Source organism: Aneurinibacillus tyrosinisolvens, from assembly GCF_001015055.1.
In the GTDB taxonomy this organism is placed as follows: Bacteria; Bacillota; Bacilli; order Aneurinibacillales; family Aneurinibacillaceae; genus Aneurinibacillus_A; species Aneurinibacillus_A tyrosinisolvens.
This window is the reverse complement of sequence record NZ_BBWZ01000005.1, coordinates 185,981-200,013: the sequence shown is the minus strand read 5'-3', so window position 1 is coordinate 200,013 and position 14,033 is coordinate 185,981. Positions and strand designations below refer to the sequence as shown.

Sequence of the window (14,033 nt, the reverse complement as noted above, 5' to 3'; positions counted from 1 at the left end):
TATGCTCATACCAGGACGCCGGCAAACGTTTTCCTGTGAATCGGTGTCGGACCTAAGCTTTTCAATGCTGCCAGGTGTTCTGCGGTGCCATATCCCATGTTGGACGCGAAGTTATACCCGGGATATTGCTCATCGTACTGGGCCATCATCCGATCGCGCCTGACCTTTGCTACGATGGAAGCAGCCGCAATGGATACACTTTTACCGTCGCCGCCGATGATGGGGTGCTGCTTCATATGCAAGCCGGGAATCGTCACCGCATCGTTTAGCGTCGCTGTCGCTTTTACATGCAGAGATTGGACGGCGGCCAGCATGGCTCGGAGTGTAGCCTGGTATATATTGATTTCATCGATGAGCGGAGCATCGCACATGCCGATGGAAACGCTAACCGCTTCTTCCATAATCGTCTCATACATCTTTTCCCGGTCTCCCGCTGGAACTTTTTTAGAGTCGTTAAGGCCCGGCAGGTAAAAATCCTGGGGTAAAATGACAGCCGCCGCAAGCACAGGGCCGGCAAGCGGTCCCCTGCCCACCTCATCGATACCTGCAATGTATACATGTCCTTCCTTCCAAAGCGCCCGCTCCATTGTACTCATTTCATCCCACTGTTTGGCCAGACGTTCCTCCTTTTCCTTCCGGCGCAGCCATTGCCTGTATGCATTTAATACCCCGGCGCGTGAATCCGCCGCCAGAACGGCTGCCTCTTCCGCTGCCAGCGCCTTTTGGCTGTCTAAATAAACCTTTATTTCTTTTATCGTCATCTGATGAATATTCAATGAGACCTTCTCCTCTTTTCTCTCACTGTTGACCTTGCGGTCTTTTTCTCTAGTACTTTAAAGCAAATATACTTTCTTATTCAGCAAAAAAACGCGCAGTTTTACACTGCACGTTCTCATTTTACTACGCATATGGATTGATTTCATCCATGCTAACCCGGGCCATTTCCACGGTGAAAGGATCATCCGGGCGCTCCAGCGTAATGTTTCCTATTTTTCCGCCCCGCATTTCGCGAAGGATGAGCTCGGACACCTTATCGTAATCAATATGTCCTCCGCCCACGATACAGCCTCTCCTGCGGCCTATTTCGTCCAGGATGGCCAGCTTGCTTTCCGGCAGCTCTTCCAGCTGGTAGCGCGCTTTAAATGGCTCCGCATAATGCATGCGCAAGTAGGCGACAACAAACAGGGCCACTTCCTGAAAATCGATGATTTCATCTTTAATCGCACCGCTCGCTGCAAGGCGAAGGCCTACGAGCGGGTCTTCAAACTTCGGCCACAAAATCCCCGGCGTATCAAGCAGTTCAAGCGATTTCCCAACCTTCACCCACTGCTGTGCTTTCGTTACCGCCGGGCGATCGCCCGTTTGTGCCACCTTCCGGCCGGCCAGCCGATTCATGAGCGAAGATTTCCCTACGTTCGGGATTCCCAGAATCATAGCCCGGATGGCTCTATCCTGCATTCCCTTGGCGCGGCGCTTTTCCATCATTTCTTCAACAAGGATCTGGCACTCCACCGGGATTTTGTTAACCCCTCTTCCGGACAGCGCATCAATCGGAAGCGCCTTGATGCCCCGGGAGGCAAAATACTGGATCCACTGTCTCGTTACTGCCTCGTCAGCCAGGTCCGATTTATTGAGTAAAATGAGACGCGGTTTGTCTGAAACAATCTCGTCGATCATCGGATTCCGGCTTGATAGTGGAAGCCTCGCGTCGAGCAGTTCAATCACGACATCGATTAATTTCAATTTTTCAGTAACCTGTCTTCGCGCCTTGGCCATATGACCAGGAAACCATTGAATCGTCATATGCCTCACCTGCTTTTCTTCTAGTTAAATTTTATTTTATTAAGCGGCCAGATTACGAACTCGGAACGGCCAACGACTTTGTTTACCGGTACCGGCCCAATCATCCGGCTGTCCGTACTGTTCCGGCGGTTATCACCCATAACGAAAATATGTCCGGGGGGTATTTTTTCTTCTCTAAAATCTTTCGTCAGCACATCATAGCCTGCCGCTTTGGCCTCTTTTTTATACTGCTGCAAGTACGGCTCATCCACCGGCTTGCCGTCAATATAAAGCTGATCATTCCTATATTCCACCGTCTGGCCTTCTGTGGCGATGACGCGCTTTATGTAATCCTTCTCTTCTGTAGCATGGAAAACGATAATGTCACCATGCTTTGGACTTTGAATATAATAGATAAGTTTGCTCACGATAAGCCGTTCCCCGTCCTCAAGCGTCGGCATCATCGAAGAGCCGCTTACGAGAACCGGCGCAAACAAAAACGTCCGTATAAGCAGCGCCAGAATCACGGCGATCCCAAGCGCTTTCAGCCATTCCCACGCTTCGCCCTTCGCCTTGCGGTTTTGCTTTGCTCCAGAGGAGGCCTCTTCAACCATTTTACTTCCTCCTTGTTTTCTGAGTCAGTTGAATGAGTCAATGTGTAAAAACATTACTTGTATAGCATACACGATAAGGCCAATAAAAGGCAAAAAAGGAGCTTGCAACCAAGCTCCTTTTCTCGCATTAACGGCGAATTTCTTTAATACGTGCTGCTTTACCCACGCGGTCGCGAAGGTAGTAGAGCTTCGCACGACGAACTTTACCGTAACGTACTACTTCAATTTTATCAATTTTCGGAGAGTGCAGCGGCAATGTACGCTCAACCCCTACACCGTAGGAAATTTTACGAACAGTGAAAGTTTCACTGATTCCGCCTCCGCGGCGCTTAATTACTACGCCTTCGAACACCTGAATACGTTCGCGTTGACCCTCGATAACCTTTACGTGTACACGTACTGTATCTCCAGGACGGAAACTAGGGATATCCGCTTTCATGTTGCCATTTGTAATTTCACGAATGATATGTTGCATAACCATTCCTCCTTCCAACAGATGTTCATTCCGTATAAGAAGTAGAGCCGGTTATGTTACCGGAACTTCAAGATAGGAAGAGGACCATCTTATTCTGAGCATTTTTGCCCACAAAGAGTATAATAACACAGTCAGAGTAGCTTTACAACTCCTGTTGTATTTCCTCGATTAATTTTTTCATTTCTTTGGTTAATTCCTGTCTCTCAAGAAGGTCCGGCCGGCGTTCCAGGGTGCGGCGTAATGACTCCTTCAACCGCCACCGCTCAATGTTCTCATGGTGGCCGGACAGCAGAATGTCCGGGACAGACAAATCGCGAAAGCTGGCGGGTCTTGTGTAGTGCGGATATTCAAGCAGGCCTGTGCTGTATGAATCCGTTACAGCTGACTGTTCATTCCCGAGTGCACCCTTCTGCAGGCGCACGAGACTGTCAATAATAACCATGGCAGGCAGTTCGCCTCCGGTCAGCACGTAATCTCCAATCGATACTTCATCGGTTACAAGGTGAGTTCGAATCCGTTCGTCATACCCTTCATAGTGTCCGCAGATGAAAATCAAATGTTCTTCTTTCGCCAATTCCTCGGCCAGCCGCTGATCGTACCGCTTTCCCTGCGGGCACAGCAGGACAACCCGCGGTTTTGCGGCCGCCGCCTCTCCATTCGCCTCGGTCAATGATTCTACAGCGTGAAAAATCGGTTCAGGCTTCAGTACCATCCCGCCGCCGCCGCCGTACGGTGTATCGTCTACCTGTCCGTGCTTATTTCCGGCATAGTCCCGGAAATTCACGACACGGAAAGAAACAAGTTCCTTCTGTACCGCCTTTCCGATAATACTGGATCCCAATACACCTGTAAACATTTCCGGAAAGAGCGTTAAAATATCAATTTTCATCCTGTCCTCCTAGATAAGTCCCGGCAGCAGATGGACAACAATGCGCTTCTGTGCAATATTGATTTCCTTTACAACATCCTCAATGTAAGGAATAAGAATATCCTTTCCTTTTTCCGGCTTGACTACCCACACATCATTGGCGCCGGGCTGGAGAATTTCTTCTACCAGGCCAAGCTTTTCGCCTTCTTCTGTGTACACCTGGCAGCCGATAATATCCTGGAAGTAGAATTCTCCCTCTTCCAGCGGCTCCCGTTCATCGCCTCTGACTTTTAATATGCCGCCTTTATACTTCTCCACCTCATTTATCGAAGTTACCCCTTTAAAAGTGAGCAGGTAAAAATTTTTGTGCTGGCGTGATGAAGCAATTTCTAAAGGTATCGGTTCAGCTGCAGACGGATGAAATAAATAAAGGGTTTGCCCTATCTTATAACGCTGCTCAGGAAAATCCGTTTCCGAAATGACCCTCGCTTCTCCTTTTGTCCCCTGCGTATTGACGAGTCTGCCGACTGTAAAATAACTATCTGCCATCGCGCTTTCCTCCTTCCCGTATTTCATGAACGATACCATCTAACAGCACAATTTCCGTTTCGCTCATTAGTTTGTCCCAATCGTCCCCTATTTTTATTTCCACATAGCTTTCCACCGTTGAATAATGAATTTCACTTCCGGATGGAAGACTTGCAATTTGTTCAAGCTGAAAGGAGATTTGCTCCAGCTTTTCCTGCCGGGCGCTCTGTTCCTTATGTATCCGCTGCTGTACAATTTCGAGCGCTTCCCGCCCTTTGCGCTGTGCCTCCAGAAATAACTTTTTCGACTGGAAGCTAAGCTGTTCGAGTTCAAGCTCATAGCGCTGCTTCATAACTAAAAATTCGTCCTGCATTTTCGCACGCGTATTTTCCGTCATAATCATGAAAACCTTCACCTGGCGTTTCACAGTAAGCACGATGGCATCCCTCCTGGTTGTGCATGCATGAATGGAAGAAAAAGCTGGGATTCATTCTCCCAGCTTTTCCAATTTCACACTATATGATTTCAATTGTAACACGGCGGTTTTGTTTCAAAGCCATCGCGTTCACAACTGTACGAAGAGACTTGGCAATCCGTCCCTGTTTTCCGATTACTTTCCCCATATCATCCGGGTGAACGGACAGGCGGTATACTGTGCTGCTCTCCTGTCCAATCTCTTGAACAGAAACGGATTCGGGATGATCAACAAGCGCTTTAGCAATCGTCTCAATCAATCCTATCACGAACAAGACCTCCCGTTAGCGCAAATAAATTACTTCTGGTTTCTTACTTCGTGGAACTTCTGAAGAAGGCCGGCTTTACGGAACAGAGTACGTACAGTATCTGTTGGCTGTGCACCTGTTGTTAACCATTTTAATGCTTTCTCTTCATTGATGCTTACTTCAGCAGGCTGAGTTACCGGATTGTAGGTACCGATTTCTTCGATGAAACGGCCATCACGAGGCGCTCTTGAATCTGCTACTACTACACGATAGAAAGGGGCTTTCTTCTGTCCCATACGCTTTAAACGAATTTTAACTGCCATTTTACAATTCCCTCCATGTTGTGTTTTACACAATAAAAATAATATTAACAAAGTCAGCTATGAAAGACAAGACTTATGTTTAAGAATAATCATGTTACTGCATGAACGGAAACTTGAAGCCTCCGCCCTTCTTCTTGGCTTTATCGGTCATTTTCGTAAACTGCTTCATCATTTTACGCATATCGTCAAACTGCTTGATAAGGCGGTTTACTTCCTGGACACTTGTGCCGCTGCCGGCCGCAATTCGCTTCCTGCGGCTTGCATTCATGATTTCAGGTCTGCGCTTTTCCTCGGTCGTCATGGAACGGACAATCGCTTCCACCCGCCCAAGCGCGCCTTCATCGACCTTCAAATCCTTCATGCCCTTCATTTTATTCATGCCGGGCATCATGTTCATAAGCTCATCGAGCGGCCCCATCTTGCGGACCTGCGCCATTTGCTCAAGGAAGTCTTCAAAGGTAAACTCAGCATTGCGCATTTTGCGCTCAAGCTCTTTGGCCTTCGTTTCATCAACATCCATCTGCGCTTTCTCAATGAGCGTTAATACATCGCCCATTCCGAGAATCCGGCTCGCCATCCGGTCCGGGTGGAACGGTTCAAGTGCATCCATTTTCTCACCCATACCGACAAACTTAATCGGGGTTCCGGTAACAGCCTTAACGGAGAGAGCGGCACCGCCCTTGGTGTCCCCGTCCAGTTTAGTAAGCACAACACCGGACAAAGCAAGCTGGCTGTTAAAGCTTTCAGCGACATTCACGGCATCCTGGCCGGTCATCGCGTCCACGACAAGCATAATCTCATCCGGCTTTACTACTTCTTTAATTTGCGCAAGCTCGCCCATGAGTGTTTCATCGATATGCAGGCGGCCTGCGGTATCAATGAGCACATAATCAAGATGCTCCGCTTTTGCGTGTTCAACAGCTGCTCTCGCAATCTCGACCGGATTTACCTGATCGCCCATTGAAAAGACCGGCATATTAAGCTGGTTCCCCAGCACCTCAAGCTGCTTAATCGCAGCGGGGCGGTATACGTCACATGCCACCAGAAGCGGCTTTCGATTTAACTTCCCGCGCAAATAATTAGCGAGCTTGCCGATTGTCGTCGTTTTACCCGCACCCTGGAGCCCCACCATCATGACAACGGTCGGCGGGCGGTTAGCAGTTGCAATCTTGCTCTGTCCTCCACCCATTAGCTCGGTGAGTTCTTCATTTACGACTTTGATAACCTGCTGTCCCGGGGTAAGGCTTTTTAGAACATCCTGGCCGATGGCCCGGTCCTTAACACGATTAACAAAATCTTTAACAACCTTAAAATTAACGTCCGCTTCAAGCAGGGCAAGACGCACTTCACGCATTGCTTTCGCAACGTCTTCTTCACTTACTTTCCCTTTGCTGCGAAGCTTATCAAATGTGGATTGCAGTCGGCTGGCTAAGCTTTCAAAGGCCATGGTCCGCCTCCTAATCTATATCCATTTCTAATGCAAGAAGCTTCCCGACCAGCGCACAGGCGTGCGATTCGGACCGCCCCTCAGTAGATAGTTCCTGCTGTAATTCATCCAGTAAAACGCGGCGCTTCTCATAACGGGTAAGCAAGCCTAGTTTGCTTTCATACTGCTCCATTACGTTCGCCACCCGCTTCACGTGTTCATAAACGGCCTGACGGCTGATTTCCTGCAGTTCCGCGATTTCGCTCAACGACAGGTCATCCTGGTAATACATTTCAAAGTATTGTTTCTGCTTGTCTTTCAACAGTTTTCCATAAAAATCAAACAGTAAATGAAGACGGTTCGTTTCCTCCAGCATGGGACCAGTCCCTCCTGTACGGAACTTCCTGTAAAGCGAAAAACCTTTACAGGAACTAATAATACAGAACACATGCCAGAGTGTCAAGTGTTTTCTCTTTACTCTCTCGCTTCTGCTTCTTCTCTCGCAATCGAACCGGCAAAAATAGCATGAACGAACTGCTCCGGATCGAACGGCTGCAAATCATCCATTTTCTCTCCGAGTCCTACATACTTGACCGGGATGTTCAATTCATTGCGGATGGCGATAACAATTCCGCCCTTCGCCGTCCCGTCCAGCTTCGTTAAAATAATGCCGGACAGATTTGCTGAATTGCTGAACGCCTTCGCCTGGTTCAGCGCATTCTGCCCCGTCGTCGCATCAAGGACAAGCAGTGTTTCGTGCGGTGCACCGGGTATTTCGCGCTGAATGACACGGTGGATTTTTGCCAGCTCTTCCATAAGGTTTACTTTATTCTGCAGGCGGCCGGCCGTATCGCACAGCAGAATATCAGCCTGCTTGGCACGGGCGGCCTGAATTCCGTCATAAATCACGGCCGCCGGATCAGAACCCTGCTGCTGCTTCACCACGTCTACACCAACGCGCTGCCCCCATACTTCAAGCTGCTCAATCGCGCCGGCACGGAACGTATCGCCCGCTGCAAGCACGACCTTTTTTCCCTGGCTTTTAAACAGGTTCGCCATTTTCCCGATCGTCGTTGTTTTTCCAACCCCGTTTACGCCAACAAACAGGATGACGTTCATCCGGCCGTCCTGAATGTCCAGAGAGTTGTCTTCGTCTTTATCCTGCAGGAGCCCGACCAGCTTCTCCGATAATACCGGCTGCAGGTCGACGGCATTCTCAATCTTCTGCTTGCGCGCTTCATTACGCAGCTCGTCGACAAGCTCCATTACCGTGTTCACGCCTACGTCCGCACTGATGAGGATTTCCTCCAGCTCTTCGTAGAAGTCCTCATCAATCTTTTTGTAACGGCGCACAAGGTCTTCCACTTTCTCAAATGCGCTGCGCGTCTTTGTTAAGCCATCTTTAAACTTGGTCGTTATGGCTTCGGTCTGGCCGGAAATCTTTTCTTTCAGTTTCTTAAAAAAGCTCATGGCTCCGCGTCCTTTCATATAAGAAAAAAGGGAGTTCATTCCACTTGCCTTTCCCTTCCGCGAGGAAGGAAGAACTGTCCGCTCCACCTCCCTGCGAGCAGCGCCCGCAAAACATCTGGGTAGTTCGATGATGGAGACAATTGCGGGCTTGTTCTGCTCTCCGGGAGGTTCCGCTGGGTCAGGAAGGCCGGACAGCGTGGACTGCCCTCCCTTTTTTCTAACGTTTTTGACCTTGCGGTCTTTTGCTCTACTACTTTATAGCAACATATAGTTTCCTATACGGTAAAATTATCCCGCTTACAACCCTGGATTTCACGCCCGGGCTATGAAACGAGAACTTCTTCTTCAAGCCGGACGGAGACGAGCCTGGATACCCCTGATTCCTGCATTGTTACCCCGTACAAAACGTCCGCACCTTCCATTGTCCCTTTCCGGTGCGTTACGACAATAAACTGGGTATCTTCGCAGAACTCGCGCAAATACTCGGCAAAGCGGGTTACATTCGCATCATCAAGCGCCGCTTCCACCTCATCCAGGACGCAGAAGGGAACCGGTTTTACGTGTAAGATAGAGAACAGCAGCGCGATCGCTGTCAGCGCCTTTTCTCCGCCTGACAGAAGAGCCAGATACTGCAGCTTTTTGCCGGGAGGCTGTGCTATGATGTCAATTCCGGTTTCCAGCAGGTTTTCCGGATTAGATAGCTGCAGGTCAGCACGGCCGCCGCCAAAGAGGCGCGTAAACACAACTTGGAAATGCTCGCGAATCGATTCAAACGTTTCGAGGAAGCGGCGGGACATCTCCTCATCAATATCCCCGATGACCTTATACAGCGTCGCTTTCGCTTCGCTCAAATCACGATGCTGCTCAAACAGGAATTGCTGGCGTTCATGCAGGCGCTCAAACTCCTCAATCGCTCCTAAATTCACCGTTCCAAGCTCTGCAATTTCCGCCTTAATCCCTTTGACAATCCGTGCGGTTTCCTCTGTATTTTCCGGGAGAGGGTAGGTGGCTTTCGCAAGTTCATAGCTTAGTTCGTATTCATCGCGAAGCTTATGGAGCAGGTTATCAAGTTCTACGTCCATTCGGCCAACCTTCACTTCACTCTTATGAAGCCTGTCCTCGATTTCTTTCAGTCTGCTGCGTTGCTCTTTCGTTTCGCTCTCATGGTCAGACAGAAGGTTGTACACATCCTGTCTTCTCTTTCTCTGTTCCTGAATATGGAGTGCGTACTGCTCTTTTTCTGTCCGAAGCGTGCGGATTTCACGATCTATCTTCTCCTCTTCTTCATCGCTTGTCGCCGCACCGCTATCCAGCAGCAGAAGCACTTTCGTTGTCGATTCGAGCTCCTCGGTCACAGAGTGCAATTCTTTTTCAAGACGCCTGTATTCATTCGTCCTCGCATCGTGCTGCTCTTTTCGGGCGGCAGCCTGTACCTTCAGATCTGTGATGCGTGAATTGAGCGCCTCTTTATCGGTTTCCTTTTCCCGTTTGTTTCTCTCCGCCGCCTCAATTTCCTGCTGCTTTTCCTGCTCGGCAATGGCCAGTTCCTCCAGTTGCTCCTCGATCATGGCAATGCGATGCTCTGCCTGTGCCTGCTCATTATCGAGGGCAGCCTGGTCCTGTTTGAAAAACTCCCACCGGTCTGCAATGCCCTTCTCAGCCGCATCCAACTCCCGCAGCAAACCTTTTACTTCCTGCTCCTCAAGGCGCAGTTTCTCCGATGCGTCTCTCATTTCTTCCTGGCTGTGCGACCACGCCTCTTCCTCGGCGGTTATCGTTTGCAGCTGATTGTAGAACGCTTCATTCCATTGTTTCTGTTTTTGTATTTCCGCATCCATCTGTTCAAGCTCGCGCTGCCTTCCAAGCAGGTGGTTTGACTTCTGCTGAACCGATCCGCCGCTCATGGAACCACCCGGATTGACCACATCCCCTTCCAGCGTAACGATGCGATAGCGGTACTGCATGTGGCGCGCCACCGCGTTAGCCTGCTCAAGATTGTGGGTAATAATCACATGGCCGAGCAGATTATAAATGATGTTTGAATACTTGTTATCAAAGCCGACTAATTCGGCAGCGATGCCTACCACACCGTCCATCTGGTCCACGCGCGCCCGTTCGGACGGAGGGAGGGTGCGCGGCTTCATTACATCAAGCGGGAGAAACGTGGCCCGGCCCGCCCCTCTTTTCTTTAGAAGGGCGATCGCCTGGCGGCCTACAGCTTCATTTCCAACAACGACGTGCTGCAACGCGCCGCCCAGCGCCGTTTCCAGCGCAATTTCATACTGTTTTTTTACAGAAATAAGCTCGGCTACCGCGCCTTCAATGCCGGCAAATCCCTTCTCACGGGCTCTTAATATTTCTTTAACTCCCTGCATAAAGCCGCTGAAATCGGTTTGCATTTCCTTTATTACATCGCGCCGGGAAAGGAGAGCATTCAGCTTATGTTCGCCTTCGCGCAACTGTTCGAGTATGTGCGATTTTTTCTCAGCCTGTTCTTTCTGCTGGGCCATTTGTTGTTTAAAGGCCAGCAGCGTTGCGGCGAGCTGTCCGGAAGCATCTGCCAGCTGCTGTTCAAGCTGTCCACGGCGTACGGACAGCCGCTCCTTCTCCTCGATAAGCTGCTGATTGTTTTCTTCGAGGCGGTGCCATTTCTTCTTGCTTGATTCTGCCTGCTGCTGGTAATGCCGCAGCTCGTTGCGCATGGAAGCCATCTGATTCAGAATTTCAATATAATCCGTTTTAGCCGCTCTACATCTCCGTCTGAAAAAGCGGTGTAGTTCACGTATCGTTTTTGCTCGAGCTGCAGCTCTTTCTCCAAACCTGTCAGCATTTCAGTTGATTGCTCCACCTGCTCCTTGAAGGAAGAAACCTGGGCCCGAAGCTCATCCTGTTTTTGCTGGAGGAGCACGGCCTTGCTTCTTGCATCCTGCTTATTCTTGCTGTAATTGCGCAGCCGCTCGCGCAAAACTTCGCGATACCCTTCTTTCTTCTCGCCCTCTTCCGTAACGGAAAGCAGGCGCTGCTGTAATTCTTCGAGCACTTGATCCTGCTCGCTCGCATGCTGGCGCAGATCAGCGATTTTGGCATCCATTTGGTTAATATCGGCCGCACACTCCACCTGTTCATTCGTCAGCTTCAGGGCCTGCGCCTTCATTTCTTCCCATTCTTCATGCAGCAGGTCGAATTGTCTCACGTATAACCCGACTTCATTCTGGGTCAGTGTATCTTTTAACCGCAAATACGCTTTTGCTTTTTCGGCCTGCTCAGACAAAGGCTCCATTTGTTCTTCAATTTCGCTCATAATGTCGTGAATTCGAACGAGGTTTTGTTCGGTTTCATCAAGTTTCTTTACCGCTTCTTTTTTGCGGGCCTTATATTTAACGATGCCTGCGGCTTCTTCAAATAAACTGCGGCGATCTTCTGCACGTGTGCTCAATATTTCTTCAATCCGCCCCTGTCCAATGACAGAATAAGCCTCTTTTCCGACACCCGTATCCATAAACAGCTCAATAATGTCGCGGAGCCGGCAGCTTTGACGGTTAATATAATATTCACTATCCCCTGAACGGTAAACACGTCTCGTTACCGTTACCTCGGTAAAATCCATTTTTAGTTTTTCGTCCGAATTGTCGAGCGTCAACGATACTTCACAGTAATTCACGGCCTTACGCGAATCACTTCCGGAGAAAATAATATCCTCCATCTTCGCTCCCCGCAGTGACTTGGCGCTCTGTTCGCCAAGCACCCAGCGGATCGCATCGGAAATGTTGCTTTTTCCGCTTCCGTTCGGTCCCACTACCGCTGTAATTCCCGGAACAAACTCAAGCTCCGTCCGCTCGGCAAATGATTTAAAGCCTACCAGTTCGAGGCGTTTTAAATACACCTTCTGCTGCCCCCTTTACTTCCCACAGCTTCCTCTGCTATTCTCTCTTCTTATGAATGTACCATTATACCATATGGGTTGTCACTACGGCGATCCTCATAAAAAAAACCGGCCTCCCTGTCATAACATGGGCGCCGGTGCATCTGTTGTTATTGATTTAGTGTAAGTTGGTAAAACCAGCCGTTTCTGCTTTTGCTCCTGCGTTTCTCCAGCTTATATGATAGCGGGTTTGCCGTCTGTCAAATAGCAGCACGGCCTCTCTTTCCCCGTAATGGGAAAGCACCCGCTTCCAGCCGCTGCCTTTGCGCCCCCGAAGTGCCGTTTCATCCGCCGGATGAATAACCACTTCCAGCCGCCCGCCGTTCTCATCCATCGCATGGTTTGTCTTTTCCATCATTCGGTTCAACAAGCGGGAGAACAGTACTTCTTCCACGAGTTGGCGAAACGAAGGATGGAATGGGCCCGCAAGGATCGTTCCCTCGCTCCGGAGGTCATCCGAGGAATGGAGCCCCATGCGAATGACAGGGATTCCAGCCTTTAAGAGAGGGAGCCACATATCCGCCACCCAGTTCACCGCTTCTTCGACGGTAAGAGGCTGATACTGATGTGTCACGTACAGCCATTCCAGTTCGGTTCCGGCTATCACGAGCGCCGGATAAATCCGCACAAAGTCCGGGGCAAGTGCTACAACTTTATCAATGGTACGCAGGCTCTTCTCAAGGGTATCCCCCGGCAATCCCGGAAGGATTTGCAGGCCAAGCTGTACGGATGGATAATTCCTTATCGTACGGACGGCTTTCTCTACATCTTCCGCACTATGGCCTCGCTTTGACATCTCCAGCACCTCATTATCCAGTGACTGGCAGCCAAGTTCAATCGTAGTGACACCATAGGAAAGCAGGTACTCCATAATATGGGGGGCAATGTAATCCGGACGGGTGGAAAGGCGGATGCCGTCGACCCGTCCCTTATCGGCATACCTCTTTGCGGTGCTGAGCAGCATTGTCTGGTACCCGCGGGGCAAGCCGGTAAAGCTGCCGCCGAAGAAAGCAATTTCTACCGATTGATTGGGCTGGACGGTCGCGAGCTGCGACTCAATCATTTCGCGAACGTTTTCTTCTGTCAGCAGATTCTCCCTCTTCTGGCCGGTAATACGCGATTGGTTGCAAAATACACAATCCTTCGGACAGCCCTGGTGCGGGACAAATACAGCGATGTTTACGTGCTGCTTCATTCAATCCCCTGCTCTGCTTTCAATTGATTCAACGCCATCGAAGCCGCATGCTGTTCGGCTTCTTTTTTCGAGCGGCCCATGCCCTGCCCGAGTACTTTTCCGTTTAATGTTACTTCGGAGACAAACTCTCTGCTGTGCGCCGGACCGCGCTCCAGAACAATGCGGTACTGTATTTCCCCAAGACTGTCATGCTGAATAAATTCCTGGAGCTGGCTCTTGTAATCCGTTACCCGGGTAAATTCTCCCTGGTTAATGCGGGGATACACATACTTCTCCAGAAAACGGAAGACGTGTTCAATCCCCTGGTCAAGGTATAGGGCGCCAATGAAAGCCTCAAACACGTCTGCAAGCAGTGCCGGGCGAAACCTTCCGCCGGTCAGTTCTTCCCCTTTGCCAAGCAGGATAAGCCTGCCGAACTGCAGTTGATTGGCGAACGTGACGAGTGACGGCTCGCAGACGATAGCCGCCCGCATTTTCGTCAGTTCTCCTTCTGCCATCTTCGGAAAATGAGTGTATAAAAATTGGGAAACGGTTAACTCAAGGACCGCATCCCCTAAAAACTCAAGGCGTTCATTGTCCTGAAAAGGTTTCCCCCTGTGCTCATTCACATAGGAAGAATGGGTAAAAGCCTGCCGCAATAACTTTTCATTCGTAAAGTGAACGCCAATCTCATCTTGAAACTGCTGAAAGTCCAATGTCTATTCACCA

General features: G+C 49.8%; 14 protein-coding genes and 1 pseudogene. All 15 read right to left on the bottom strand.

The features are described from left to right. Positions 1–5: 5 nt before the first annotated feature. A complete protein-coding gene (gene rnhB, locus MBEAL2_RS07165; protein WP_047151631.1) occupies positions 6–776 on the bottom strand; it encodes a ribonuclease HII in 771 nt (256 codons plus the stop codon). 124 nt (positions 777–900) lie between these two features. After that, complete coding sequence (ylqF, locus tag MBEAL2_RS07160) at positions 901–1,803, bottom strand: ribosome biogenesis GTPase YlqF (RefSeq protein WP_047151630.1); 903 nt, start codon at positions 1,801–1,803, stop codon at positions 901–903. A 20-nt stretch (positions 1,804–1,823) separates the two neighbouring features. Continuing rightward, the gene (lepB, locus tag MBEAL2_RS07155) at positions 1,824–2,396 is read right to left on the bottom strand and encodes a signal peptidase I (protein WP_047151629.1); all 573 of its coding nucleotides are present in this window, start codon (positions 2,394–2,396) and stop codon (positions 1,824–1,826) included. A gap of 127 nt (positions 2,397–2,523) precedes the next feature. Further along, positions 2,524–2,871 carry a 50S ribosomal protein L19 gene (gene rplS / locus MBEAL2_RS07150; protein WP_047151628.1) on the bottom strand — a complete coding sequence of 116 codons (348 nt, stop codon included), beginning with the start codon at positions 2,869–2,871 and terminating at the stop codon, positions 2,524–2,526. Positions 2,872–3,013: 142 nt separating this feature from the next. Further along, positions 3,014–3,760 carry a tRNA (guanosine(37)-N1)-methyltransferase TrmD gene (trmD, locus tag MBEAL2_RS07145; RefSeq protein WP_047151627.1) on the bottom strand — a complete coding sequence of 249 codons (747 nt, stop codon included), beginning with the start codon at positions 3,758–3,760 and terminating at the stop codon, positions 3,014–3,016. 9 nt (positions 3,761–3,769) lie between these two features. Then, positions 3,770–4,288, bottom strand: coding sequence for a ribosome maturation factor RimM (gene rimM, locus MBEAL2_RS07140; RefSeq protein WP_047151626.1), 519 nt, complete (start codon positions 4,286–4,288; stop codon positions 3,770–3,772). Next, complete coding sequence (locus MBEAL2_RS07135; protein ID WP_047151625.1) at positions 4,278–4,703, bottom strand: YlqD family protein; 426 nt, start codon at positions 4,701–4,703, stop codon at positions 4,278–4,280. The genes rimM and MBEAL2_RS07135 overlap by 11 nt, the downstream gene beginning before the upstream one ends. A 79-nt stretch (positions 4,704–4,782) precedes the next feature. After that, entirely contained in the window at positions 4,783–5,010 is a 228-nt protein-coding gene (locus MBEAL2_RS07130) for a KH domain-containing protein (protein WP_047151624.1), read from the bottom strand. Positions 5,011–5,039: 29 nt separating this feature from the next. Then, positions 5,040–5,312: a 30S ribosomal protein S16 gene (gene rpsP / locus MBEAL2_RS07125; protein WP_047151623.1), complete on the bottom strand. Its 273-nt coding sequence runs from the start codon at positions 5,310–5,312 to the stop codon at positions 5,040–5,042. Positions 5,313–5,406: 94 nt separating this feature from the next. Next, the gene (gene ffh / locus MBEAL2_RS07120) at positions 5,407–6,759 is read right to left on the bottom strand and encodes a signal recognition particle protein (RefSeq protein ID WP_047151622.1); all 1,353 of its coding nucleotides are present in this window, start codon (positions 6,757–6,759) and stop codon (positions 5,407–5,409) included. Between the two features lie 10 nt (positions 6,760–6,769). Then, entirely contained in the window at positions 6,770–7,114 is a 345-nt protein-coding gene (ylxM, locus tag MBEAL2_RS07115) for a YlxM family DNA-binding protein (protein WP_047151621.1), read from the bottom strand. A gap of 98 nt (positions 7,115–7,212) precedes the next feature. Then, positions 7,213–8,208, bottom strand: a complete 996-nt coding sequence (gene ftsY, locus MBEAL2_RS07110) for a signal recognition particle-docking protein FtsY (protein ID WP_047151711.1) — start codon at positions 8,206–8,208, stop codon at positions 7,213–7,215. 323 nt (positions 8,209–8,531) lie between these two features. Next, positions 8,532–12,091 (bottom strand): annotated as a pseudogene (gene smc / locus MBEAL2_RS07105) (chromosome segregation protein SMC). Positions 12,092–12,248: 157 nt separating this feature from the next. After that, complete coding sequence (locus MBEAL2_RS07100) at positions 12,249–13,325, bottom strand: elongator complex protein 3 (RefSeq protein ID WP_047151620.1); 1,077 nt, start codon at positions 13,323–13,325, stop codon at positions 12,249–12,251. Further along, positions 13,322–14,020 (bottom strand): ribonuclease III, encoded by a 699-nt coding sequence (rnc, locus tag MBEAL2_RS07095; RefSeq protein WP_047151619.1) that lies wholly within the window; start codon positions 14,018–14,020, stop codon positions 13,322–13,324. The genes MBEAL2_RS07100 and rnc overlap by 4 nt, the downstream gene beginning before the upstream one ends. Between the last annotated feature and the right edge of the window lie 13 nt (positions 14,021–14,033).